This is a genomic window from Ideonella azotifigens (assembly GCF_006519715.1).
In the GTDB taxonomy this organism is placed as follows: Bacteria; Pseudomonadota; Gammaproteobacteria; order Burkholderiales; family Burkholderiaceae_C; genus Ideonella; species Ideonella azotifigens.
The window spans coordinates 1-24,791 of sequence record NZ_VIDT01000015.1; the positions used below are offsets into that span (position 1 = coordinate 1).

Consider the following 24,791-nt stretch of genomic DNA (forward strand, 5'->3'; position numbering starts at 1 on the left):
TGGCAATGGCGCGTGGCCTTGCGCGAGCAGCCGGCCGAGTGGCTGGGGCTGCTGCGCCTGCTGCTGTGGTTCACCTGGCCGGCCTGGCCCATGGCCGTGTGGACGCTGTGGCGCTGGCGCAGCCATTGGCCGTACCGGCACATTGCCATTCCGGCCAGCACGGTGCTGATTGCACTGCTCAGCTCGGTGCTGATGGGCGGCTCGGACCGGGCGCTGATGCTGGCGCTGCCCGGGCTGGCCATCCTGGCGGCATTTGCGCTGCCCACGCTGCAACGCAGCACCGGCGCGGCCATCGACTGGTTCTCGGTGTTCTTCTTCAGCGTGGCCGGCCTCGCCATCTGGGTGATCTACTTCTCGACGCAAACCGGCACGCCGCCGCAGCCGCTGCGCAACATCCTGCGCTTGGTGCCGGGTTACGAATCGGAGTTCTCCCTGCTGGCGCTGGCCTTTGCCGTGGCTGGCACGCTGGCTTGGCTGTGGCTGGTGCGCTGGCGCACCTCGCGGCATCGCCACCCGCTGTGGAAGAGCCTGGTGCTGCCGGCCAGCGGCGTGGCGCTGGCCTGGCTGCTGCTGATGACGCTGCTGCTGCCGGTGCTGGACTACGGCCGCAGCACGCGCCCGCTGGTGCAGCAGATTGCCCGCCTGGTGCCGGCCCATGCCTGCCTGCTGGCGCCGGGCCTGAGCCGCACGCACGTGGCCGGGCTGGAGGTGTTCGGCAACTACCAGGTGGACGCGCGCAGCGAAGAGGACAAGGTGGCCGCTGCCAAGGCCTTGCTCCCGACTACCCCACCCGCGGACATCCCGATGCCTGCGACCTGCGACTACCAGCTGCTGTTGACGCGCACCGCCCAGGCCGAAGCGCCGGCCGGATGGCAACTGCTCGCCAAGTTCCACCGGCCGGTGGACCGCGGCGAATACTTCGCGTTGTACCGGCGCGGCTCCTGACCGGATTTCAGCTGGACGCGGTGGCCGCTTGCGGCTGCGAGACCAGCGGGCGGACCCGCGAGGCAGGCAGCAACAGCGTGAAGGTCGAGCCGCGGCCGAGCTCGCTGGCAATGCGCAGCTCGCCGCCATGGCGCTGCGCCACGTGCTTGACGATGGACAGGCCCAGGCCGGTGCCGCCGGTGTCGCGCGAGCGGCTGCCGTCGACGCGATAGAAGCGTTCAGTGAGGCGGGGCAGGTGTTCGGGCGCAATGCCGGGCCCGGTGTCGCTGACGCGGATCTCTAGCGCACCATCCGGCCGGCGGCAGCAACGCACGCTGACCGTGCCACCGTCCGGCGTGTAGCGCACCGCATTGTTGACCAGGTTGCCCACGCCGCTTTGCAGTTCCACCTCGTTGCCGGCCAGTTGCAGGCCTTTGGCGCCATCCGCTTCGCCGTTGGCCTCGTCTTCCCAATGGAAGCTGAGCTGGTGCCTGCCGTTGGACAGGCTGCGGGCATCGGTGTCGACTGCATCGCCCAGGCGCTGCAGCGGCAGCCAGGCATCCGACGGCGGGCGCGGGCTGCCCTCCAGGCGGGTCAGCGTCAGCAGGTCGCCCACAAGGGCCTGCATGCGGCGGGTCTGCTGGCCCATCAGCGACAGGACGCGCTGGCGCTCGACCTCGCTGAGCGGCAAGGTGGCCATGGTTTCGACAAAGCCGGCGAGCACCGTCAGTGGCGTGCGGATCTCGTGCGAGACGTTGGCGACGAAATCCCGCCGGGTGGCATCGGCCCGCTCACGCGCGGTCACGTCCTGGGTGATCAGCAGGTGTTGGCCGTCGCCATAGGGCCGCACGAGGATGGAGAGTTGGCCGCGGCCATGCAGGCTGGGGATCTGCACCGGCTGGTCGCTGGGGCCGCCGTGCAGGTGGGCCACGAAAGCCGGCGCGCGGACCAGGTTGGTGATGCGCTGCTGCAGGTCGCGCTGCGCGTCCAGCCCCAGGTGCTCGGCCGCGACCTGGTTGCACCATTCGATCTGCTCCCGGGCATCCAGCAGCAGCACGCCGTTCGGTGAAGCCTCGATGCCAGACAGGAACTGGCTCAGCCGCTCGCGCTCACGCGCGGTGGCCTTCTCGCGCTGCCGCAGCGCGCGCTCGATGCGCGCACCGGCCTCGCCCCAGAAACCGTTCTGGCGCGGGCAGCCATCGTCAAGCTCACCGGTCAGCCAGCCCAGCAGCTGGGCGCCACGCAGGCTGTCGACCACTGCAGCCAACGCGACCAGCACGCCCGAGCCCAGCAGGCTGCCCAGTTGCGGCATGCCAAGGCGTTCGCCACACAGGTGACCCAAGGCGCCACCGACAACCGCAGCCATCACCGCGAAGAGGACCCGCGGCCCCAACCAGAACATGCGGATTTCCCGAAAGGCGGGGTCAGGCCGAAGGCGCGGAGGCCATGACCTGTTGCGTCAACCGGTAGCCGGCGCCGCGCACAGTCTCGATCATCTGGGCGCACTGCGCCGGTTGCAGCGCCTCGCGCAGGCGCTTGACGTGCACGTCCACCGTGCGTTCCTCGATGAACACATGATCGCCCCAGACCCGGTCCAGCAGTTGGGCCCGGCTGTGCACCCGCTCCGGATGGGTGAGGAAGAAATGCAGCAGGCGGAACTCGGTGGGCCCCAGCTTCAGCTCCACGCCCAGGCGGGCAACGCGGCGGGTAGACGGGTCCAGCCGCAGGCCGCCGACTTCGACCGCAGCGTCCAGCGCCTCTGGCACGCGGCGACGCAGCACGGCGCGGATGCGGGCCAGCAGTTCCTGGGTCGAGAACGGCTTGGTCAGGTAGTCATCCGCCCCAGCGTCCAGGCCCGAAACCTTGTCGGATTCGTCTGCCCGCGCCGTCAGCATGATGATGGGCAGTTCCTTGGTGCGCGCGTCGGCACGCCAGCGGCGGGCCAGGGCCACGCCGGACTGTCCCGGCAGCATCCAGTCCAGCAGCACCAGGTCCGGCAGCACGGCGTCCACCGCAACCAGCGCCTGGTCGGCGTTTTCAGCCAGCGTGATCTCAAAACCCGCATGGCGCAGGTTGATGGCAATCAGCTCGGCAATCGCCGATTCGTCTTCAACCACCAGAATGGAGGGCATGTGGGTGTCCCGTGGGTCAGTTGCGGGTCAACGCGATGGTTTCCACCGCTTCAACCGTGTTGTGGCGCACGTCGGTGCCCTTGACGATGTAGATGATCTGCTCGGCCAGGTTCTTGGCATGGTCGCCCACGCGCTCGATGGCCTTGGCCACGAACACCAGGTCGATGCTGGCCGAGATGGTGCGCGGGTCTTCCATCATGTAGGTGATCAGCTTGCGCATCAGGCCGTCGAACTCCTGGTCGATCTGGCCGTCCTGCTTGATCACGTCCAGCGCCTGCACCGTGTCCAGGCGGGCAAACGCGTCCAGCGCCTTGCGCAGCGAGGCAGTGGCCAGGCTGGCTTCGAAGGACACGTCCTGCACCGGCAGGCGCAGACGGCTGAACACCCCCGTGTTGATCAGGCGCTGCACCGTGCGGGCGATGCGGGCGGCTTCGTCACCCACGCGCTCCAGGTTGCCGATGGTCTTGGAGATGGCGATCAGCAGGCGCAGGTCGCGTGCGGTCGGCTGGCGGCGGGCAATGATGGCCGACAGGTCGGCATCGATCTCGACTTCCAGCCGGTTCACGCGCTCTTCCAGCGCCAGCACCTGGGTGGCGGTTTCGGCGCTGTAGTTGGTCAGCGCGTAGATGGCTTGCGCCACCTGCGCCTCGACCAGCCCGCCCATTTCCAGCACGCGGGTGGAGACGGCGCTGAGCTCAGCGTCGAACTGGGTGGAGAGGTGTTTGTCACTCATGTTCTGTTCCCTTGGATGGCACCGCGACGCGGGGGCGGTCAGCCGAAGCGACCGGTGATGTAGTCCTCGGTGTCCTTCTTCTTCGGCTTCATGAAGAGGTCACGTGTCGGGCCGAATTCGATCAGGTCGCCCAGGTACATGTAGGCGGTGTAGTCCGAAACACGGGCAGCCTGCTGCATGTTGTGCGTGACGATGACCACGGTGTAGTCGCTCTTCAGCTCGGTGATCAGTTCCTCGACCTTGCCGGTAGAGATCGGGTCCAGTGCGGAGCAGGGTTCGTCCAGCAGCAGCACTTCCGGCTTGATCGCGATGCCGCGCGCAATGCACAGCCGCTGCTGCTGGCCGCCCGACAGGCCCGAGCCGCTCTGGCCCAGCTTGTCCTTGACCTCGGTCCACAGCGCGGACTTCTTCAGCGCCCATTCCACCCGCTCGTCCATCTCGACGCGCGACAGGTTCTCGAACAGCCGCACGCCAAACGCGATGTTGTCGTAGATCGACATCGGGAAGGGCGTGGGTTTCTGGAAGACCATGCCAACCTTGGCACGGATCAGCGACACATCCAGCTTGCTGTCCAGCACGTTCTCGCCGTCGACCAGGATCTGGCCTTCGGCGCGCTGCTCGGGGTAGAGCTCGAACATGCGGTTGAAGGTGCGCAGCAGCGTGGACTTGCCGCAACCCGACGGACCGATGAATGCCGTGGCCTTCTTCTCGGGAATGTCCAGGTTGATGCGCTTGAGCGCGTGGAAGCTGCCGTAGTAGAAGTTCAGGTCCCGCACCGTGATCTTGGCTTTCTCGGTCACGGGAAGTTCGACTTTTGCATCCATGATGGTGTTCGCCAGAAATCAGTGTTGTTTGCGGAAGAAGACCCGCGCGAGGATGTTCAGTGCCAGCACGCCCATCGTGATCAGGAACACGCCGGCCCAGGCCAGCTTCTGCCAGTTCTCGTAAGGGCTCATCGCGAACTTGAAGATCGTCACCGGCAGGCTGGCCATGGGCTTGCTCAGGTCGGACGACCAGAACTGGTTGGACAGCGCGGTGAACAGCAGCGGCGCGGTTTCCCCTGCAATGCGGGCCACGGCCAGCAGCACACCGGTGACGACGCCGGCACGGGCCGACTTCAGCGTGATCGAGAAGATCACCTTCCACTTCGGTGTGCCCAGCGCGTAGGCCGCTTCACGCAGCGCATGCGGCACCAGCGTCAGCATGTTCTCGGTGGTGCGGATGACCACCGGGATCACGATGAGCGACAGCGCGGCAACGCCTGCCCAGCCCGAATAGCTCTTGAACTGCACCACCACGACCCAGCCGACAAACAGCCCGATCACGATGGACGGTGCCGACAGCAGGATGTCGTTGATGAACTGGGTGATGCGGCCCAGCCAGGCCTTCTGGCCGTACTCGGCCAGGTAGATACCAGCAAGGATGCCGATCGGCGTGCCGACGCAGGTGGCCAAGGTCACCATCATCAGGGAACCATAGATGGCATTGGCCAGCCCCCCGCCCTCGTCCTGCGGCGGCGGTGTCATTTCGGTGAACACGGCCAGATTCAGACCACCAATGCCCAGCCGGAAGGTCTCGAACAGGATCCACAGTAGCCAGAACACGCCGAAGGCCATGGCCGCCAGCGACAGCGTCAGCGCCACCGTGTTGACGCGCTGGCGCCGCTTGTGCATGGCCAGGCGGCCAGCGTCCAGAGTCGCCAAGCTCATGTGCGGCTCCCTTCATTCTTCTTGAGGCGGGCCAGCAGCAGCTTGGAGCAGGCCAGCACCACGAACGTGATGAAAAACAGCACCAGGCCAAGGTAGATCAGCGAGGCCTGGTGCAGGCCCTCGCCGGCTTCGGCGAACTCATTGGCCAGCGCAGAGGTGATGCTGTTGGCCGGCTCGAACAGCGACAGCGAGTTCAGCTGGTTCGCATTGCCGATCAGGAAGGTGACCGCCATGGTCTCGCCCAGCGCACGGCCCAGGCCCAGCATGATGCCGCCGACCACCCCGGTCTTGGTGAACGGCAGCACGACCTTGAACATCACTTCCCAGGTCGTCGAGCCCAGTCCGTAGGCCGATTCTTTGAGCATCGGCGGCGTCACCTCGAACACGTCGCGCATCACCGAGGCAATGAACGGGATGATCATGATCGCCAGGATGATGCCGGCCGACAGCAGGCCGATGCCCACCGGCGGGCCGGAGAAAAACGCACCCAGCACGGGCACACCCTTGAACAGGTGCTGCAGCGGTTGCTGCACATAAGTGGCCAGCAGCGGGCTGAAGACCAGCAGGCCCCACATGCCGTAGACGATGGACGGCACAGCCGCCAGCAACTCGACCGCGATGCCCAGCGGCCGCTTCAACCAGTTCGGCGAGAGTTCTGTCAGGAACAGCGCGATGCCGAAGCTCACCGGCACGGCGATCAGCAGCGCGATGACCGAGGTCATCAGCGTGCCGTAAATCATCACCAGGCCGCCGTAGTGGTCCCCAACGGGGTCCCATTCGGTGCGCCAGAGGAACGAGAACCCGTATTCACGGATGGCAGGCATCGCGCCCACCACAAGAGAAATCAGGATGCCCAGCAGCAGGGCCAGCGTCAGCCAGGCAGCCGAATGGGCGGCCAGTGAAAACAGCCGATCGGCCCAGGGCGCGCGCATGCGCCGCGAACCGGGACGGCCCGCAGGAGAGGTTCGGACCATCTCGATGTCGGAAGGCAGTGAGTGTGCAGGCATCGTAGCAGTCACTTTGGAGGCTCCAGTGGCACGGCGCACAGGCGGGGCGGAGGCGGCCACCGGCCGCCGCGCCCTGCTGTGCGCTCAGTGCAGGATCACTTGTAGGCGATGGCCTTGCCGGAACCGTCCTTGATCTCGGCCCACTGCTTGTGGATCAAGGCCTTGAGCGAGTCGGGCAGCGCAACGTATTCCAGCTCCATCGCCGGCTTGTCGCCATTGCTGTAGGCCCAGTCGAAGAACTTCAGCGCGGCAGCAGCCTGGGCCGGCTTGTCCTGCACCTTGTGCATCAGGATGAAGGTGGCGCCAGTGATGGGCCAGCTGTCCTTGCCGGCCTGCTCGGTCAGCACTTGGTAGAAGCTCTTGGACCAGTCGGCACCCGCGGCGGCGGCCTTGAAGTTCAGGTCATCCGGGCCGACGAACTGGCCGTCCTTGTTCTTCAGCATCACGAACGCCATCTTGTTCTGCTTGGCATAGGCGTATTCGACGTAGCCGATGGAGTTCGGCAGGCGCTGCACGTAGGACGACACGCCCTCGTTGCCCTTGCCGCCGGCGCCGGTCGGCCAGTTGACGGCAGTGCCTTCGCCAACCTTGGCCTTCCAATCGGCATTCACCTTGGACAGGTAGTTCGTGAAGATGAAGCTGGTGCCCGAGCCGTCAGCGCGGCGGACCACGGCGATCTCGGCGTCCGGCAGCGCCACACCGGCGTTCAGCGCGGCGATGGCAGCGTCGTTCCACTTGGTGACCTTGCCCAGGTAGATGTCGCCCAGCACCTGGCCCGTCAGCTTCAGTTGGCCCGGGGCGATGCCCTTGATGTTGACCACCGGCACGACGCCGCCGATCACGGTGGGGAACTGGACCATGCCGTCAGCGGAGAGTTCTTCGTCCTTCAGCGGCGCGTCGGAGGCACCGAAGTCCACCGTCTTGGCCTTGATCTGCTTGATGCCGGCACCCGAACCCACCGATTGGTAGTTGATGTGCGCGCCGCTGGCCTTGCTGTAGAGGTCCGCCCACTTGGCGTACACCGGAGCGGGGAACGAGGCGCCTGCGCCGGTCACGTCTTGCGCAAAGGCGGTGGAGGCAAATGCCAGCGCAGCGCTGGCCAGCGAGAAACGAACGAAAGTGGAAACCATGGAACAGACCCTTCGTCAGTGGGGAATCGGGGCGCAATGCCCCGCGATGCCTGCACTGTAGAAACGGTCTGTGACACCGCTGTGACATTCATGACAATGATCCGGCGACGCCACGAAGCCGTCACCAGACCGTCATGAAACGCCTACTTCCTGGAGAAAACCTCGACAAAACAACGGCTTGCCAGCGTCTCAGGCGGCTTGAACCGCCGCTGCGGCGAGTTGCTCTGCGGTCTGGCGAGCCTGGTGCGGGTCGCGTGCCTCCACCATCACGCGCAGCACCGGCTCGGTGCCGGAAGCACGGATCAGCACCCGCCCGCTGCGACCCAGCGCCTTTTCAGCGGCTTCGGTTGCGTCTGCCAGCACGCGGTTGGCGCGCCAGTCGCTGCCGTCGGCCAGCCGCACATTGATCATGGTCTGCGGGAACAGCTGAACCGGGGCAACCAATTCGGCCAGGCTGCGTCCACTGCGCTGCACCGCCTGCAGCACTTGCAGCGCACTGACGATGCCGTCACCGGTGCTGTGGCAGTCCAGCACCAGCAGGTGGCCCGAGCTTTCACCACCCAGCAGCCAGCCGCGCCGGCCCAGTTCTTCCAGCACGTAACGGTCACCCACCTTGGCGCGCACCAGCTCGATGCCGCTTTCGGCCAGCGCCAGCTCGACCGCCATGTTGGTCATCAGCGTACCAACCACCCCCGGCACCGCTTCGCCCAGCGCCTGCCGGTCCTGGGCAAGCAGGAACAGCAGTTCGTCGCCGTTGAACAGCCGCCCTGCCCCATCCACCAGTTGCAGCCGGTCGGCGTCACCGTCCAGCGCCACGCCATAGTCGGCGCCATGTTGCTGCACCGCGGCGACCAGCGCTGCCGGCGCGGTAGCGCCAACGTTGGCGTTGATGTTGATGCCGTTGGGCGACACGCCGATGCTGATCACCTCGGCGCCAAGTTCGTGAAACACGGCTGGCGCGACCTGGTACGCGGCACCGTGCGCTGCGTCAACGACGATCTTCAGGCCCTTGAGCGTCAGCTCGCCGCTGACCGTGCTCTTGCAGAACTCGACGTAACGGCCTTGCGCGTCGCTCAACCGGCGGGCGCGCCCCAGGTGCGCCGAGTCGGCCCAGGCCGGCGGCTGCGCCAGTGCCTGTTCAACCGCCTCTTCCCACGCATCGGGCAGCTTCTCGCCGCGGGCCGAGAAGAACTTGATGCCGTTGTCGGGAAAGGCGTTGTGCGAAGCGCTGATGACCACCCCGAGGTCCAGGCGCAGCGCCCGCGTCAGGTAAGCGACACCGGGGGTCGGCAACGGCCCGGTGAGCAGCACGTTGACGCCGGCCGAGACAAAACCCGCCTCCAGCGCAGACTCCATCATGTAGCCGGAAATGCGCGTGTCCTTGCCGATCAACACCGTCGGCTGGCGGCCCGGGCTGGCGGCGGCCAGCACCTGCCCAACGGCATGGCCCAGGCGCAGCGAAAAGTCCGCGGTGATCGGATAGGTGCCCACGGTACCGCGAATGCCGTCGGTGCCAAAAAACTGTCGTGCCATGGAGGTGTTCCCGCGCCGTGAAAGCAGCGTCTTGATGGAGATGAGAAGAAAAAAATTAGCGCCGCTTCACGCAACCAGACCGGCAGCCTGCCAGACCTTCACTGCATCGACCGTGGCTGCCACGTCGTGCACCCGCAGCACACGTGCACCGTGTGCTGCGGCAGCGAGCGCCGCGGCCACGCTGGCGACCATGCGCTCGCCAACCGGCCGGCCGGTCAGCTGGCCGAGTGTGCCTTTGCGTGACCAGCCGGCCAGCAGGGGAAAGCCCAGGTCCAGGAGCTGGGCCTGGCCGCGCAGCAAGGCCCAGTTGTGCTCGGCCGTCTTGCCGAAGCCGTAACCCGGGTCGAGCACGATGCGCGCGTCGGCCACACCCACCTCGCGCAGCACCTGCACGCGCTCAGCGAGAAACGCCCGCACGTCGGCCAGCACATCGTCGTAGTGCGGCTGCAACTGCATGGTGCCGGGCTGGCCCTGCATGTGCATCACGCAGATGCCGGCCTGCGGCGCCTGGGCCACGCAGGCCAGCGCGCCTGGCCAGGTCAGCGAGCGGATATCGTTGATGATGTCGGCCCCCGCGGCCAGCACCTCGGCGATGACCTCGGGCCGGCTGGTGTCGACCGACACCGGCACGCCCAGCGTCACCGCATGGCGCACCACCGGCAGCACCCGAGCCAGCTCATCCTGCCAACTCGGCATGACGGAACCGGGTCGGGTCGACTCTCCGCCAATGTCCAGAATGTCCGCCCCCTCGGCCAGCAGCAACTCGCAGTGGGCCATCGCCTGCTCGGGCGCAGCATGGTGGCCGCCGTCGGAAAACGAGTCCGGGGTGACGTTGACGATGCCCATCACCTGCGGACGCTGCAGGTCGATCAGGAAGCGGGTGGTTTGCCAGGGCATGGGCGATGAACTCCGGTCCGGAAACGCACAACGGGGCATGAAGCCCCGTTGAAGGTCTGGCGCACAAGTCATGCGCCGTGCGATGAAGCTCAGGCGGCTGCAGGCGCGCTGTCAGGATTGACTGGCGGCGTCGGGCCGGTGCCGGTCTTGCTGGCCGAAGGCGTCCAGTCCTTGGGCGGACGCGGCGGCTTGCCACCCATGATGTCGGCAATCTGATCACCGTCGATGGTCTCCCATTCGAGCAGCGCCTTGGCCATCGCATGCATCTTGTCGGCGTTGTCCTCGATCAGCCTGCGCGCAATGTTGTATTGCTCATCGATGATGCGGCGAACTTCGGCATCCACCTTGCGCATGGTTTCCTCGGACATGTTGGTCGTCTTCGTGACCGAACGACCGAGGAACACCTCGCCTTCGTTTTCCGAGTACACGATGGGGCCCAGCGCGTCGGTCATGCCGTAGCGCATCACCATGTCCTTGGCCGTTTGCGTGGCGCGTTCGAAGTCGCTGCTGGCACCGGTCGTCATCTGGTCCATGAAGACTTCTTCAGCAATGCGGCCACCAAACAGCATCGAGATGCGGCTCAGCATGCGGACCTTGTCGACGCTGTAGCGGTCCTTCTCGGGCAGCGAAATCGTCACGCCCAGGGCACCCCCACGCGGAATGATGGTGACCTTGTGGACCGGGTCCAGCTTCGGCAGCAACTGCGCAATGATGGCGTGACCGGCCTCGTGGTAGGCGGTGTTCCTGCGCTCTTCCTCGTCCATGACCATGGACTTGCGCTCCGGGCCCATCATGATCTTGTCCTTGGCCTTCTCGAAGTCGACCATCTCGACCACGCGACCATTGCGGCGCGCGGCGAACAAGGCGGCTTCGTTGACCAGGTTGGCCAGGTCGGCACCCGAGAAGCCAGGCGTGCCACGGGCCAGGATGTCGGCGCGGATGTCTTGTCCGACCGGCACCTTGCGCATGTGCACGTTCAGGATCTGTTCGCGGCCACGCACGTCCGGCAGGGTCACGTAGACCTGGCGGTCGAAACGGCCCGGACGCAGCAGCGCGGGGTCCAGGATGTCCGGCCGGTTGGTGGCGGCCATCACGATCACGCCCAGGTTGGTCTCGAAGCCGTCCATCTCGACCAGCATCTGGTTCAGCGTCTGCTCGCGTTCGTCGTTGCCGCCGCCCAGGCCGGCACCACGGTGGCGGCCAACGGCGTCGATTTCGTCGACGAAGATGATGCAGGGCGCGCTCTTCTTGGCCTGCTCGAACATGTCGCGCACGCGGGCGGCACCGACACCGACGAACATTTCAACGAAGTCGGAACCCGAGATCGAGAAGAACGGCACCTTGGCTTCACCGGCAATCGCCTTGGCCAGCAAGGTCTTGCCGGTGCCCGGAGGGCCGACCAGCAACACGCCACGCGGAATGCGACCGCCCAGCTTCTGGAACTTCTGCGGATCCTTCAGGAAGTCGACCAGTTCCTTGACCTCTTCCTTGGCTTCATCGCAGCCTGCGACATCGGCAAAGGTGGTCGAGTTGTTGGCTTCATCCAGCATGCGGGCCTTGGACTTGCCGAAGCTGAATGCTCCGCCCTTGCCACCGCCTTGCATCTGCCGCATGAAATACACCCAGACGCCGATCAACAGCAGCATCGGGCCCCAGGAGAGCAGCAGGCTGGTCAACAGCGACGGCTCCTCACGTGGGCGCACTTCAAACTTCACGCCGTTGTTGATCAGGTCGCCGGTCAGGCCCCGATCCAGCAGCGTGCCGGTGGTGCGGATCTTCGTCCCATCGGTCGTGACAGCCTCGATCTCGACGCTGCCCGGGCCTTCCTGGATCTTCACGTTCGTGACGTGCTTGTTGCGCACCTGCTCCAGGAACTCGGAGTAGCCCACCTGACTGCCCTGCACCGACGCACGGTCGAATTGCTTGAACACGGTGAAAAGCACCAAGGCGATCACCAGCCAAACGGCGATCTTCGAAATCCACTGATTGTTCACCGCGGCTCCTTCATATGATCCATCGCTCGCTACCGGCCGGAAAATGCCGGCACGGCTGCTTAACCGCATATAGGGTCGATTCTAAGGCAGTCAATAGGCCACTTTGGCCGCGTGTCTGCGGGAGGAAAACCGGCTTAATCCGGCCACCAGCCGGCCTGTCGCTTGCCCAATGGCCTTGCGCCATGCGGCTCATCGGGTTTTCAGACCCATGCCGACCAGAAAGGTTTCCGACGACTTGTCGCGCGAAGCCTTGGGTTTGACGGGTTTCACGACCCGGAAGGTGTCACGAAAGAGCTGGACCAGCGGGTCGTGCGCCGCGCCGTGGAAGACCTTGGCGACCAGCGCGCCGTCGCGCTTGAGGTGCCTGGCGGCGAAATCCACTGCCAGCTCGACCAGGTTTTCGATCCGCGCCGCGTCCGTGCTGGCAATGCCCGACAGGTTGGGCGCCATGTCCGAGACCACCAGGTCCACCGGCCGGCCGGCCAGCGCCGCTTCCAGTTGCTGCAACACGGCGTCGTCGCCGAAATCGCCCTGGATGAAGGTCACGCCGTCGATCGGCTCGAAATCCAGCATGTCCAGCGCGATGATGGTGCCGTCGAGCTCACCGCTGGCAGCGCCCCCCACGCCAGCCACCTTGGGGGCAAAGCGCCGCCGCAGGTACTGGCTCCAGGCGCCGGGGCAGGCACCCAGGTCAACCACCACCTGGCCGGGGCGGATCAGCTGGAAAGTCTCGTCGATTTCCTTCAGTTTGTAGGCTGCGCGCGCCCGGTAGCCGTCTTTTTTGGCCAGGCGCACATAGGTGTCGTTGACATGGTCATGCAGCCACGCCTTGTTGACCTTTTTGCTTTTGGTCTGGGTTTTCATGTTGAGGGGATAATACGGCGATGCCTGCGATTCAATTGACACCCGCTGCCCGAAAGGAAAAGCGGGGCGAAGCCCACCACCTCGACCCGGTCGTGATGATCGGCGGCGAGGGTTTGACCCCTGCCATCGTGAAGGAAGCCGATGTGGCCTTGAAGGCCCACGGCCTGATCAAGGTCCGCGTTTTCTCGGACGACCGCGTAGCCCGCGAAGCCATGCTGGCCCAGCTGGCCGACGAACTCTCGGCCGCGCCGATTCAGCACATCGGCAAGCTGCTGGTGCTGTGGCGCCCAATGCCCGAAAAAACCGCGCCCGTCGTGGAAGACCGCAAGCCGGGCTCACGCGTGGTCAAGCTGGTCACCTTCTCCAAGAACGGCAGCGGCCGGCCGACGGTGAAGAAGGTGCAGGTGCACGGCAATGAACGGGTGACGGCGGGCGGCATGGTCAAGCGCCAGAAGAACCGCGTCACCAGCGTCAAGAAGCGCGCACAAAGCCAGGACTGAACCTGGCGGCAGGCGGTCATCAGCCCGCCTTGGCCAGCCTGCTGCCGCCTGCACGCCAGGCCAGGGCCAGCACCAGCAGCATCTTCACCCCGAAGAGCCCAAAGCTGAGGCCATGCAGCTGGCCAAAACTGAGCGGCCCCAGCCCTGAGCGGGCGGGCGCCATCATCGGCTGCAGCACGTAGTAGCCAATCACCGTGCAGGCCACGGCGCCCAGCACCAAACCCATGTTGACGCTGAAACCCGAGCCTGTGCCTCGCTCGGCCCGTTCGGCCGCGGCGGCCCGCTCCAGCAACAGCAACAACACCGCCAGCACCAGGCTGGTGGGCGCTTCGCGCGCGAACATGAAACCCACTACCTTGCCGGCTTCGGCGGGCGTGGGCAGTGTGGCAAACGGTGCCGGCGTGGCCACGAACGCCAGGCAGGCCAACCCGCCCAGCCAAACACCGGGCAAGGCGCAGCGCAGGCGCTCACGCCAGCCATTCACCGGTAACGCACCCCGACGATTTCGTAGTGGCGCAGGCCACCGGGCGCAACCACTTCGGCCACGTCGCCGGATTCCTTGCCGATCAAGGCCCGCGCGATCGGCGAGCTGATCGAGATCAGGCCCAGCTTCAGGTCCGCCTCGTCGTCTCCGACGATCTGGTAGGTGACCTTGGCGCCGGAATCTTCGTCTTCCAGGTCCACGGTGGTGCCAAAGACGATGCGGCCGCCTGCGTCCAGAGAACTCGGGTCGATGACCTGTGCTGCGGCCAGCTTGCTCTCCAGTTCCAGGATGCGGCCTTCGATGAAGCCTTGCTTGTCCTTGGCCGCGTCGTACTCGGCGTTTTCCGACAGGTCACCCTGGGCACGTGCCTCGGCAATCGCCTGGATCACCGCATGGCGTTCCACGGTCTTGAGTTGGTGCAGCTCTTCTTTGAGTTTTTCTGCACCGCGCTTGGTGAGGGGAATCGTGGCCATCGCGGCCCTCCTTGGCAGACAAAACGAATCCGCCGCCAAGACGCCAGGACGGCGCGAGGGCGGCGGATGCGGATAACGGGATTTTAGAGCACAACCCGCGGCCGATCAGGCCAGTGAAACACCCGAGCCTTCGACAAGGCTCGGGCCGCCGGCCGCTCAGCTGTTCAGCGCCAGATGCAATTCCTGCAGCGACAGCACCTGCAGGTCGTCCTGGTGCTTGAGCGCCTCGACAGCGGCTTCGCAGCCGGCCATGGTGGTGTAGTACGTCACCCGGTTGGCCAGGGCTGCGGTGCGGATGTAGCGGCTGTCGGCAATCGCGGTACGGGTTTCGTCCACGGTGGTGAACACCAGCTGGATCTCGCCGCCCTTGATCATGTCGGCAATGTGCGGCCGGCCGTCCTTGACCTTGTTGACCACGGTGACCGGCACGCCGGCGGCGGCAATCGCAGCTGCCGTGCCCTTGGTCGCCACGACCTTGTAGCCCAGGTCGACCAGGTCGCCGGCAATCTTCACGGCGCGGTCCTTGTCGTTGTTCTTGACCGTGATGACCACCGTGCCCTGCGAGGGCAGGCGCGAGCCTGCGCCCAGCTGGCTCTTCAGCATCGCTTCGCCGAAGCTGTAGGCCACGCCCATCACCTCGCCGGTCGAACGCATTTCCGGGCCGAGGATCGGGTCCACGCCGGGGAACTTGTTGAACGGGAAGACGGCCTCCTTGACGCTGAAGTACGGCGGAATCACTTCGTGCGGCGGCTTGCCGCCCATGCCCTTCTGATCCACCAGCTTCTGGCCGGCCATGCAGCGCGCGGCAATCTTGGCCAGTTGCTGGCCGGTGGCCTTGGAGACAAACGGCACGGTGCGCGAAGCCCGCGGGTTGACTTCCAGCACGTAGATCACGGCTTCATCGCCCTCGCCCTGGATGGCGAACTGCACGTTCATCAGACCGATGACCTTCAACGCCTTGGCCATCTCGGCCGTCTGGCGGCGCAGCTCGTCCTGCAGCTTGGGGCTCAGCGAGTACGGCGGCAGCGAACAGGCCGAGTCACCGGAGTGCACGCCTGCCTGCTCGATGTGCTCCATGATGCCGCCGATCATCACGTCGACGCCGTCGCTGATGCAGTCGACATCGACCTCGATCGCGTCGTCCAGGAAACGGTCCAGCAGCACCGGCGACTTTTCCGAGACCCGCACCGCTTCGCGCATGTAGCGCTCCAGGTCCTTGTCGCCGTGCACGATTTCCATCGCCCGGCCGCCCAGCACATAGCTCGGGCGCACCACCAGCGGGTAGCCGATTTCCTGCGCCAGGCGCAGCGCCGCCTCTTCGGTGCGCGCGGTGCGGTTCGGCGGCTGCTTCAGGCCCAGCGCGTGCAGCAGTTGCTGGAAGCGCTCGCGGTCCTCGGCCACGTCGATGGAATCCGGGCTGGTGCCGATGATGGGCACACCAGCGCGCTCCAGGTCCAGCGCCAGCTTCAGCGGGGTCTGGCCACCGTATTGCACGATCACGCCAACCGGCTTCTCCTTGGCCACGATCTCCAGCACGTCTTCCAGCGTCACCGGCTCGAAGTACAGGCGGTCCGAGGTGTCGTAGTCGGTCGACACGGTCTCGGGGTTGCAGTTGACCATGATGGTCTCGTAGCCGTCTTCGCGCATCGCCAGTGCCGCATGCACGCAGCAGTAGTCGAACTCGATGCCCTGGCCGATCCGGTTCGGGCCGCCGCCCAGCACCATGATCTTCTTGTTGTTCGTCGGCTCAGCCTCGCACTCCTCGTCGTAGGTCGAGTAAAGGTAGGCGGTCTGCGTGGCGAACTCGGCGGCGCAGGTGTCCACGCGCTTGAACACCGGGCGCACATTGGCTTTCCAGCGCGCAGCGCGCACCAGGTGCTGGTTGGTGCCCAGCAGCTTGGCCAGGCGCTTGTCCGAGAAGCCCTTGCGCTTGAGGTACACCAATTCGTCGCGCGACAGGCCGTCCAGCGTGCGGCCGGCCAGCTGGCCTTCGGTCGTCACCAACTGCTCGATCTGGGCCAGGAACCACGGGTCGATGGCCGTCTCGGCGAAGACTTCGTCCAGCGACATGCCGATGCGGAAAGCGTCACCGACGAACAGGATGCGCTCCGGGCCGGGCTCGCCGATTTCCTGGATGATTTCCTCGCGGTCGGTCGAACGCTCGGTCAGGCCGTCAATGCCGGTTTCCAGGCCGCGCAGCGCCTTCTGGAAGCTCTCCTGGAAGGTGCGGCCCATGGCCATCACCTCGCCGACCGACTTCATCTGCGTGGTCAGGCGCGAATCGGCAGCCGGGAACTTCTCGAACGCGAAGCGCGGGATCTTGGTGACGACGTAGTCGATGGACGGCTCGAACGAGGCCGGCGTGGCGCCGCCGGTGATGTCGTTCTTCAGCTCGTCCAGCGTGTAGCCCACGGCCAGCTTGGCGGCGACCTTGGCGATCGGGAAGCCGGTGGCCTTGGAGGCCAGCGCCGACGAACGCGACACGCGCGGGTTCATCTCGATGACGACCATGCGGCCGTCCTTCGGGTTGATCGAGAACTGCACGTTGGAGCCGCCGGTGTCCACGCCGATCTCGCGCAGGATCGCGATCGAGGCGTTGCGCAGCAGCTGGTATTCCTTGTCTGTCAGCGTCTGCGACGGAGCCACGGTGATGGAGTCGCCGGTGTGCACGCCCATCGGGTCCAGGTTCTCGATCGAGCAGACGATGATGCAGTTGTCCGCCTTGTCGCGGACCACTTCCATCTCGTACTCTTTCCAGCCGATCAGCGATTCCTCGATCAGCAACTCGTTGGTCGGCGACAGGTCCAGGCCGCGCTTGCAGATTTCTTCGAACTCTTCCGGGTTGTAGGCGATGCCGCCGCCGGTGCCGCCCAGCGTGAAACTGGGGCGGATGACCATCGGGAAACCCGAGCCGCCAATGTCGGCCTGGATGCTCTTCTGCACGCCCCAAGCTTCTTCCAGCGTGTGCGCGATGCCGGACTTGGCAGAGCCCAGCCCGATCTTGGTCATCGCGTCCTTGAACTTCAGGCGGTCCTCGGCCTTCTCGATCGCTTGCTCATTGGCACCGATCATCTCCACCTTGTACTTGGCCAGCACGCCATGCTTGTGCAGGTCCAGCGCGCAGTTCAGCGCCGTCTGGCCGCCCATGGTCGGCAGCACCGCATCCGGCCGCTCCTTGGCGATGATCTTCTCGACCACCTGCCAGGTGATGGGCTCGATGTAGGTGACATCGGCCGTGGCCGGGTCGGTCATGATGGTCGCCGGATTGCTGTTGACCAGGATGACCTTGTAGCCTTCCTCGCGCAGCGCCTTGCAGGCCTGGGCGCCGGAATAGTCGAACTCGCAGGCCTGGCCGATGATGATCGGGCCGGCGCCGATGATGAGGATGCTTTTGAGGTCGGAACGCTTGGGCATGGTCTTTTCTTGAGATCTGGCTGGACTGGCTGTGGGTCAGCCCAGGCTGGCGGTGGCGAGCTTGGCGCCAAAGCCGAGGAACAGGGCACCAACGCCCGACGAAGCCAGGCTGGCGGCACGGCGCCGCTTCGCAAAGGCTGCAGCCAGGCGTGCGCCGGAGAAGATCAGCACGGTCAGATACAGCGCGCTGAAGGCCTGGGCGATGCTGCCCAGCACCAGGAAGCTCAGCGCGGGCCAGGGGTAGGTCGGGTCGACAAACTGGATGAAGAAGGACACGAAGAACAGGATGGCCTTGGGGTTCAGCAGGCTGATGAACAGCGCCTTGCGAAACGGCTGGCTCAGCTCGGCGTCAGACGCTTGCGCCGCGGCAAGCTCGCCACGCCAGCGCCGCACGGCGCCACGCAGCAGCTGGATGCCGACCCAGCCCAGGTAGACCGCGCCGACCATCTTCACGGCGAAGAACAGCGCCGGCACGGTGCGCAGCAGCGAGGCAGCGCCAAGGGCCGCCAGGGTCATCAGCACGGCGTCACCCACGAACACACCGCAGGCCGCGGCATAGCCGTGGCGCACGCCGCGCCGCGCGGCCACCGAGAGCACGAAGATGGAGTTCGGCCCCGGCAGCAGCACGATGGCCATCGTGCCCAGCACATAGGTCCAGATGTCGGTGACGCCCAGCAGCATGGTCTGTTCTTCCCTTGTCGCGCCTTCAGCCCATCTTCAACGCTTGCGCTCGGCCATCAGGCCGGTGAAGCGATCGAACAGGTACGCAATGTCGTGCGGGCCTGGCGAGGCTTCCGGGTGGCCCTGGAAGCAGAAAGCCGGCTGGTCGGTCCAGGCCAGGCCTTGCAGCGTGCCGTCGAACAGGCTGATGTGCGTGGGGCGCAGGTTGGCCGGCAGCGTCTTCTCGTCGACCGCGAAGCCGTGGTTCTGGCTGGTGATGGACACCCGGCCAGTGTCCAGGTCCTTGACCGGATGGTTCGCGCCGTGGTGGCCGAACTTCATCTTGTAGGTGCCAGCACCTGCGGCAAGCGCCATGATCTGGTGGCCCAGGCAGATGCCGAAGGTCGGGATGCCGCTGGCGATCAGGTCCTTGGCGGCAGCAATCGCGTAGTCGCAGGGCTGCGGGTCGCCCGGGCCGTTGGACAGGAAGATGCCGTCGGGCTGGTGCTTCAGCACCTCGGCCGCGGTCGTCTTCGCCGGCACCACGGTGACGCGGCAGCCGCGTTCGGCCAGCATGCGCAGGATGTTGAACTTGACGCCGAAGTCATAGGCCACGACATGGAACTTCGCGTCGCCCAAGGTACCGTAACCCGGCGTGCCGGCACCGTCGCCGCCTTCGGGGCGTGCCAGGCGCCACTCGGTCTGGGTCCACTCGTAGGGCTCGGTCTTGCTGACGACTTGCGCCAGGTCCAGGCCAGCCATGCTGGGCGCCGCCTGCGCACGGGCCACAGCATCGGCCTTGTCGGCTTCGGTCACCTGATGGCCCGCCGGGAAGGTGCTGATGCAGCCGTTCTGGGCACCGGTGGTGCGCAGCACCCGGGTCAGCCGGCGCGTGTCCAGGTCGGCAATCGCCACCGTGCCCTGGTCTTTCAGGTACGCGTCCAGCGACTGCGACTGGCGGAAGTTGGAGACTCGGACTGGCAGGTCCTTGATGATCAGGCCAGCGGCATGGACTTGAGACGCCTCGACGTCCTCGACGTTGACACCGTAGTTGCCGATGTGCGGATACGTCAGCGTGACGATCTGCCGGCAGTAGCTCGGGTCAGTGAGGATTTCCTGGTAGCCGGTCAGCGCGGTGTTGAACACCACTTCGCCAACCGTGTGACCGGGCGCGCCGATCGAGGTGCCGGAAAAGACCGTGCCGTCTGCGAGTGCAAGGATTGCGGGGGGCAGGACGGGCAGCAAGGGGGAACTCCGGTGTTCGCGCGCCCAGCCCGTGGGCCCTGGCCAAGGTTCAGGCCGGCGCAAGCAGCGCAGCGAAAACGGTTTGGAAGGGCTCGGCAAGGAAAAGGGAAACGAGGTTTCGCTGGGCGGCTTTGTTTTGGGGTAAACCCGTCGATCATAACCCATCGTCCGCGATCAGGCGATCCCGACCCTGGCGCCAACCCAAGTGTTCGTGCGTCATGTGCCGCGCTTGGCGGACCTTCCGGCGCCTTCTGCGCCCACGCCGCCACAGCAATGGAAACAGCCCGCCAGGCAAGCCTGGCGGGCTGTTGGGAGCGGCGGCCGAAACCACCAGTTCGAGGTGGCCCGAGGTTCAGCCGGTTGACGGCCCAACCTCGGCGCCATGGCTTACCAGCCGATGTCCTTCAGCAGTTCCAGCGTCAGGTCCTTCGGTGCCGAGACCTTGAAGGTCGGCAGGTCGGCGTTGATGGCCGGTTCCATCAGCAGGTTGCGCGTGGCCAGCGTGTCCCAGTGCGAGACCGACGAGCCCGACTGGTACGGGTTCGGCGTGTAAAGCATCACCCGGCCAGCGGCGTCAGCACCCGCGTAGAAGGCCTTGTCCACGCCCAGCACGGCGCGCACGGCGTGCTTGGCCGGGTCGGTGGGCGTCAGCACGGTCTTCAGCTTGATGCCGTCGTCCAGCGTGATGCGCACCGACGGAATGGTCACCGTGGCATCTGCACCGCCCAGGCCAGCCGGCGGGCCGCCTGCCGTGTTGTCGGCCACGATCACGGCCAACGCGCCAGCGTCCTGCGCATTCTTCACCTTGATGGTGAACGAGCAGGTTCCGCGGTCCACCAGGGCCACGTTGCCGGCGACCAGCGCGGCGTTCTCGGCGCTCAGCGGATTGCAGGCCAGGCCCGTCACGCCGTCGGCCTGGTCGATCACGCGGGCAATAGTGCCCTTGATGGCCGACGAGCTCAGGGCTGGGCCGAACGAAGCCGGGCCGACCTGGTAGGCGCCCGCGATGGCAGGGAACTTGTCCGACTTGACGGTCAGGATGGGCGTGCCCTTGCTCAGGACGGAGGGCATGTCGGTCGTGACGTTGGCACCGGTCCACACCAGGCCACGCGGGTTGATGGCGGACTTTGCGCGCTCGGCGTCCGTCATGTCGAACCAGGTCTTGCCGGCGGTGTTGTCGAACATCATCCGTTCCCACTGCGAGGGGAAGGCGACGCCGGTCTCGTCCGCAATGCGGGCACCGGTGGAACCGCTGGTCAGCGCCTGGAAGCCCAGGCCGTGGCCCACTTCGTGGGTCAGCACGACGGCGAAGTCGATCTGGCCGGTTGGCGCGTTGCCGTCCAGCCCCAGGTAGAAACTCTGGCCAGCCAGGCAGTTGGCCGCGCCCAGGTTGACGTTGAAGCGCGAGATGATTTCCGGCTCGGTGCCTTCGTCCAGGTCGCTGCCCGCCAGGGTGTTGGCCAGCGCGGCGGAATACCAGGTGCCCGCCGCCGGCGCATTCGGGAAATCACGCCAGACGCTGACAGCACCAGCCGAACCCAGCACGGCCGAGGTCGAGGTGCAACTCAGCGCTTCCCAGGTCGCCTGGATCTTGATCGCCGGGCCCTCGGGCAGAACCTTGCCCCAGGTCTTGGCCACCTTCTTGTAGACGTTCATGCGCTGCTCGCCGATCGTCGTGCCTTCGTTGCCACCCACCGGCGTTGCCGGCGTGGTGTCGTTGAAGCCGACACCGGCCGGGTCAGCGTTGATGATCTTGATGGTGGCGGCAGATGCGCCGACCGTGGCAACGGTCGCGGCCAGGGCCAGCAGGGTTTGCTTGAACAACTTATTCACTTTCCGCCTCCGACGACTTCAGGCTCTGTGCAACCGGGCGAGCTTGCAGCGAGGCAGCCTCATCGCCTTCCACGCAGTCCATCACCAGCTTGCCATCGGCGCCGACAGCGGCACGCGAGTACGACAGGTGCTCTTCGCCCAGGCGCAGGCCCTTGGCGCCCACGGTGCGCGAGGCAATCGCCTGCGGCTTGGCCACCGAGCGCTGCACGCTCACGGAGGCTTGGTCCAGGGCCTTGCTTTCAGCGGCCGTGACCGGCCGCAGCTGCTTGGTCACCGGATCGATGCTGACGCGCATGCCGTCCATCGGGGCTTGAGAAGCCGAGGTGTCGAGGTCGCCTTGGGCCGATGCGCCCACCGCGACCGCCATCAGGGAAGCGCCGATGAGCGCCCTGATCGACAGGGTAAAACTAGCTGACATTCAAACAACTCCGAATAGGGAAGGAAGTAGTGAAAGACCAGTCTAGGTGGCCGATTTGTCTTCATCAATTGGTAACGTTTGCCTTTACGCCGTTCAATCTAGGGGGATTCGCAGGCCAGCCTGGCGCATGCCCCGTTTCGGCCCGCGGCCTGGGCCACGGAACTAGAATGGGTCGCAAAACGTCCTAGCCTGGGGCATGCGGCAAGAAGCTGCAGCCCGCTGTTTTCTGTTTCCCCTTGGAGGGTCCTCATGAACGAAAGCCTGCAAACCTACAACGGCGCGAGCATCGGCGCCGACGGGCTGGCCACCCAGCGCCAGCGCGTGCTACGCAACACCTACTGGCTGCTGGCGCTCTCTATGCTGCCGACGGTGCTGGGTGCGTGGATCGGCGTGGCCACCGGCATCGCCTCGATGATGACGCCCGGGGTGAGCCTGATTGTCTTCATGGTTGGCGCCTTCGGCTTCATGTTCGCAATCGAGAAGACCAAGGAATCGGGCGTCGGCGTGGCCGTGCTGCTGGCCTTCACCTTCTTCATGGGCCTGATGCTGTCGCGCCTGCTGTCTGTGATCCTCGGCTTCTCGAACGGCACTTCGCTGATCATGACCGCCTTCGGCGGCACCGCACTGGTGTTCTTCGGCATGGCCTCGCTTGCCACGGTGATCAAGCGCGACCTGTCGGGCATGGGCAAGTTCCTGTACATCGGCGCGCTGGTGATCCTGGTCGCCGGCCTGATCAACTTCTTCGTGCAGTCCAGCGCCGCGATGCTGACGATGTCGGTGCTGTGCATCGGCCTGTTCTCGGCCTTCATGGTCTACGACATCAAGCGCGTGATCGACGGCGGCCAGACCAACTACATCAGCGCCACGCTGGAGCTCTATCTGGACATCTACAACGTGTTCCAGAGCCTGCTGGCGATTCTTGGCATCTTTGGCGGCGACCGCGATTGAGACGGGCTGCTGCCTGAAAAAAGGGCGCTTCGGCGCCCTTTTTCATTCCATTTCTGAAAGCGATTCAGATACCTCAACCTGGGGCAGCTCCCTGGGCGGCGGTACCTCGCCTCGCTCGAACACCGCCATGCTTTCCACGTGCGCCGTATGCGGGAACATGTTCACCGCGCCGGCCGACACGCAGCGGTAGCCCGCCACATGCACCAGCAGGCCGGCGTCGCGCGCCAGCGTCGCCGGGTTGCAACTGACATAGACGATGCGCTCGGGCCCGGTCCAGCCGTCGCGCGGGTTCTGGCGCAGGTCGGCCAGCGCCTTGATCAGCGCAAACGCACCTTCGCGCGGCGGGTCCACCAGCCACTTGTCGGCCGAGCCGAAGGCGACCAGGTCATCGGGCGTGATCTCGAACAGGTTGCGCGCTTCGAAGCTTGTGCGCTCGCTCAAGCCGTTGTGCTTGGCGTTCTGGCGTGAGCGCTCCACCAGCGTCTCGCTGCCCTCCACGCCCAGCACCTCGCGCGCCATCGTCGCAATGGGCAGCGTGAAGTTGCCCAGGCCGCAGAACCAGTCGATCACGCGTTCGCCTTTGCCGGCTTGCAGCAGCCGCAGCGCGCGGCCGACCAGCACGGTGTTGATCTCGTGGTTGACCTGGGTGAAATCGGTCGGCTTGAACGGCATGTGCACGCCGAATTCCGGCAACCGGTAGCCCAGTACCGGCCCGCCATCGTCCAGCAGGTGCACCGTGTCGGGCCCCTTGGGCTGCAGCCACCATTGCACCTGGTGCACGGTCGCGAAGTCGCGCAGCTTTTGCGCGTCGCCAGTAGAAAGCGGCTCCAGGTGGCGCAGCACCAGCGCGGTAATGCCGTCGCCAATCGCCAGCTCGATCTGCGGCAGCCTGTCGCGCTGCTGCATGCTGGCAATCAGCTCGCGCAGGGGCATCAGCATGTTGCTGACATGGCGCGGCAGCACCTCGCACTGCTTCATGTCGGCCACGTAGCGGGACTTGCGCTCATGGAAGCCGACCAGCACGGTGCCTTTCTTTGCCACGTAGCGCACCGACAGCCGAGCCCGGAAGCGGTAACCCCAGGCAGGGCCTTCGATCGGCCGCAGCAGGCGCTCGGCCTTGACCTTGCCGAGGTGCGCGAGGTTGTCTTCCAGCACACGCTGCTTGATCGCGACCTGGCTCGAAGCATGAAGGTGCTGCATCTTGCAGCCGCCGCAGGCGCCCGCATGCAGGCCGAAGTGCGGGCAGCCCGGGCGCACGCGCTGCGCGCTCTCGCGGCGCATCGCAACCATGGTCGCCTGCTCCCACTGGTTCTTGCGCCGGCCCACCTCGACCAGCACTTCCTCACCCGGCAAGGCGCCGTCGATGAACACCACCTTGCCTTCGCTGTTGCGGGCCACGCCCTGGGCTTCCATGTCGAGCGACTCGACCTTCAGCCATTCATCCTTCTGTGTCATGGGGCGGCATTATCCGGGCGGAGAAAGAGGACAGCCGCCCTGAGGCGGCTGTGGGTCATGACGAGGCGGCACTTTGTCGCCGCCAGGCTCAACTCATCTTGGAGGCAATAATTTGGCAGGATCGATCGGTTTGCCCTGGCGGCGGATCTCGAAGTGCAGTTGCACCCGGTCCGCATCAGAGTTGCCCATCTCGGCAATCTTCTGGCCCTTGCGCACCGCCTGGTCTTCCTTGACCAGCAGCGTCTGGTTGTGCGCGTAGGCGGTCAGGTAGGTCGCGTTGTGCTTGACGATGATCAGGTTGCCATAGCCGCGCAGGCCGGAGCCGGCGTAGACCACGCGGCCATCGGCCGCGGCCAGCACCGGGTCGCCCGCCTTGCCGCCAATCGCCAGGCCCTTGCTCTTGGTGTCGTCAAAACCGGTGATCACACTGCCGGCTGC

At 65.8% G+C, this 24,791-nt stretch carries 22 protein-coding genes and 1 pseudogene; 3 read left to right on the top strand and 20 right to left on the bottom strand.

The annotated features are described in order from the left end of the window. Window positions 1-945 (top strand): annotated as a pseudogene (locus FKP22_RS31795) (hypothetical protein); the annotation flags it as partial. Between the two features lie 7 nt (window positions 946-952). On the opposite strand, the gene phoR reads toward FKP22_RS31795, so the two are convergent. The 11 genes from phoR to FKP22_RS02365 all read right to left on the bottom strand — a co-directional run bounded on the left by phoR (window position 953) and on the right by FKP22_RS02365 (window position 12,923). Further along, complete coding sequence (gene phoR, locus FKP22_RS02315; RefSeq protein ID WP_141284795.1) at window positions 953-2,326, bottom strand: phosphate regulon sensor histidine kinase PhoR; 1,374 nt, start codon at window positions 2,324-2,326, stop codon at window positions 953-955. A 22-nt stretch (window positions 2,327-2,348) separates the two neighbouring features. Beyond that, a complete protein-coding gene (phoB, locus tag FKP22_RS02320; RefSeq protein WP_141284797.1) occupies window positions 2,349-3,056 on the bottom strand; it encodes a phosphate regulon transcriptional regulator PhoB in 708 nt (235 codons plus the stop codon). 16 nt (window positions 3,057-3,072) lie between these two features. Next, window positions 3,073-3,789, bottom strand: coding sequence for a phosphate signaling complex protein PhoU (phoU, locus tag FKP22_RS02325; protein ID WP_141284799.1), 717 nt, complete (start codon window positions 3,787-3,789; stop codon window positions 3,073-3,075). Window positions 3,790-3,827: 38 nt separating this feature from the next. After that, on the bottom strand, window positions 3,828-4,613 hold the full coding sequence (pstB, locus tag FKP22_RS02330; protein WP_141284801.1) for a phosphate ABC transporter ATP-binding protein PstB: 786 nt from the start codon (window positions 4,611-4,613) through the stop codon (window positions 3,828-3,830). A gap of 18 nt (window positions 4,614-4,631) precedes the next feature. Then, complete coding sequence (gene pstA / locus FKP22_RS02335) at window positions 4,632-5,498, bottom strand: phosphate ABC transporter permease PstA (protein ID WP_141284803.1); 867 nt, start codon at window positions 5,496-5,498, stop codon at window positions 4,632-4,634. Beyond that, window positions 5,495-6,472, bottom strand: coding sequence for a phosphate ABC transporter permease PstC (pstC, locus tag FKP22_RS02340; protein ID WP_211361280.1), 978 nt, complete (start codon window positions 6,470-6,472; stop codon window positions 5,495-5,497). The genes pstA and pstC overlap by 4 nt, the downstream gene beginning before the upstream one ends. A 128-nt stretch (window positions 6,473-6,600) precedes the next feature. Next, on the bottom strand, window positions 6,601-7,635 hold the full coding sequence (gene pstS, locus FKP22_RS02345) for a phosphate ABC transporter substrate-binding protein PstS (RefSeq protein WP_141284807.1): 1,035 nt from the start codon (window positions 7,633-7,635) through the stop codon (window positions 6,601-6,603). 189 nt (window positions 7,636-7,824) lie between these two features. Beyond that, window positions 7,825-9,168, bottom strand: coding sequence for a phosphoglucosamine mutase (gene glmM / locus FKP22_RS02350; RefSeq protein WP_141284809.1), 1,344 nt, complete (start codon window positions 9,166-9,168; stop codon window positions 7,825-7,827). A 66-nt stretch (window positions 9,169-9,234) separates the two neighbouring features. Beyond that, the gene (gene folP / locus FKP22_RS02355; protein ID WP_141284811.1) at window positions 9,235-10,065 is read right to left on the bottom strand and encodes a dihydropteroate synthase; all 831 of its coding nucleotides are present in this window, start codon (window positions 10,063-10,065) and stop codon (window positions 9,235-9,237) included. A gap of 89 nt (window positions 10,066-10,154) precedes the next feature. Then, the gene (ftsH, locus tag FKP22_RS02360; protein WP_141284813.1) at window positions 10,155-12,059 is read right to left on the bottom strand and encodes an ATP-dependent zinc metalloprotease FtsH; all 1,905 of its coding nucleotides are present in this window, start codon (window positions 12,057-12,059) and stop codon (window positions 10,155-10,157) included. 189 nt (window positions 12,060-12,248) lie between these two features. Beyond that, window positions 12,249-12,923 carry an RlmE family RNA methyltransferase gene (locus FKP22_RS02365; RefSeq protein WP_141284815.1) on the bottom strand — a complete coding sequence of 225 codons (675 nt, stop codon included), beginning with the start codon at window positions 12,921-12,923 and terminating at the stop codon, window positions 12,249-12,251. A gap of 20 nt (window positions 12,924-12,943) precedes the next feature. Here FKP22_RS02365 and FKP22_RS02370 point away from each other — a divergent pair, with 20 nt between their 5' ends. Beyond that, on the top strand, window positions 12,944-13,423 hold the full coding sequence (locus FKP22_RS02370) for a YhbY family RNA-binding protein (RefSeq protein WP_141284817.1): 480 nt from the start codon (window positions 12,944-12,946) through the stop codon (window positions 13,421-13,423). A 19-nt stretch (window positions 13,424-13,442) separates the two neighbouring features. Here FKP22_RS02370 and FKP22_RS02375 read toward each other — a convergent pair whose 3' ends face one another. The 7 genes from FKP22_RS02375 to FKP22_RS02405 form a co-directional block, all read right to left on the bottom strand. Next, on the bottom strand, window positions 13,443-13,874 hold the full coding sequence (locus tag FKP22_RS02375; protein ID WP_141284836.1) for a DUF4149 domain-containing protein: 432 nt from the start codon (window positions 13,872-13,874) through the stop codon (window positions 13,443-13,445). Between the two features lie 29 nt (window positions 13,875-13,903). Beyond that, the gene (greA, locus tag FKP22_RS02380; protein ID WP_141284819.1) at window positions 13,904-14,380 is read right to left on the bottom strand and encodes a transcription elongation factor GreA; all 477 of its coding nucleotides are present in this window, start codon (window positions 14,378-14,380) and stop codon (window positions 13,904-13,906) included. 156 nt (window positions 14,381-14,536) lie between these two features. Next, entirely contained in the window at window positions 14,537-17,794 is a 3,258-nt protein-coding gene (gene carB / locus FKP22_RS02385) for a carbamoyl-phosphate synthase large subunit (protein ID WP_141284821.1), read from the bottom strand. Window positions 17,795-17,830: 36 nt separating this feature from the next. Next, window positions 17,831-18,475 carry a leucine efflux protein LeuE gene (gene leuE / locus FKP22_RS02390; protein ID WP_141284823.1) on the bottom strand — a complete coding sequence of 215 codons (645 nt, stop codon included), beginning with the start codon at window positions 18,473-18,475 and terminating at the stop codon, window positions 17,831-17,833. 36 nt (window positions 18,476-18,511) lie between these two features. Beyond that, complete coding sequence (carA, locus tag FKP22_RS02395; protein WP_141284825.1) at window positions 18,512-19,699, bottom strand: glutamine-hydrolyzing carbamoyl-phosphate synthase small subunit; 1,188 nt, start codon at window positions 19,697-19,699, stop codon at window positions 18,512-18,514. Between the two features lie 387 nt (window positions 19,700-20,086). Further along, window positions 20,087-21,532 (bottom strand): PA domain-containing protein, encoded by a 1,446-nt coding sequence (locus tag FKP22_RS02400; protein ID WP_231011354.1) that lies wholly within the window; start codon window positions 21,530-21,532, stop codon window positions 20,087-20,089. Further along, entirely contained in the window at window positions 21,525-21,950 is a 426-nt protein-coding gene (locus FKP22_RS02405) for a post-PEP-CTERM-1 domain-containing protein (RefSeq protein WP_141284828.1), read from the bottom strand. Before FKP22_RS02405 ends, FKP22_RS02400 begins: the two co-directional genes overlap by 8 nt. 249 nt (window positions 21,951-22,199) lie before the next feature. Between FKP22_RS02405 and FKP22_RS02410 the strand changes: the two genes are divergently transcribed. Next, window positions 22,200-22,898 (top strand): Bax inhibitor-1/YccA family protein, encoded by a 699-nt coding sequence (locus tag FKP22_RS02410; RefSeq protein WP_141284830.1) that lies wholly within the window; start codon window positions 22,200-22,202, stop codon window positions 22,896-22,898. Between the two features lie 42 nt (window positions 22,899-22,940). Here the strand turns inward: FKP22_RS02410 and rlmD are convergent, their stop codons facing one another. Then, window positions 22,941-24,353 carry a 23S rRNA (uracil(1939)-C(5))-methyltransferase RlmD gene (gene rlmD / locus FKP22_RS02415; protein ID WP_141284832.1) on the bottom strand — a complete coding sequence of 471 codons (1,413 nt, stop codon included), beginning with the start codon at window positions 24,351-24,353 and terminating at the stop codon, window positions 22,941-22,943. Between the two features lie 93 nt (window positions 24,354-24,446). Next, window positions 24,447-24,791, bottom strand: a 345-nt coding sequence (locus FKP22_RS02420) for a peptidoglycan DD-metalloendopeptidase family protein (RefSeq protein WP_141284834.1), incomplete at its 5' end; no start/stop codon positions are given.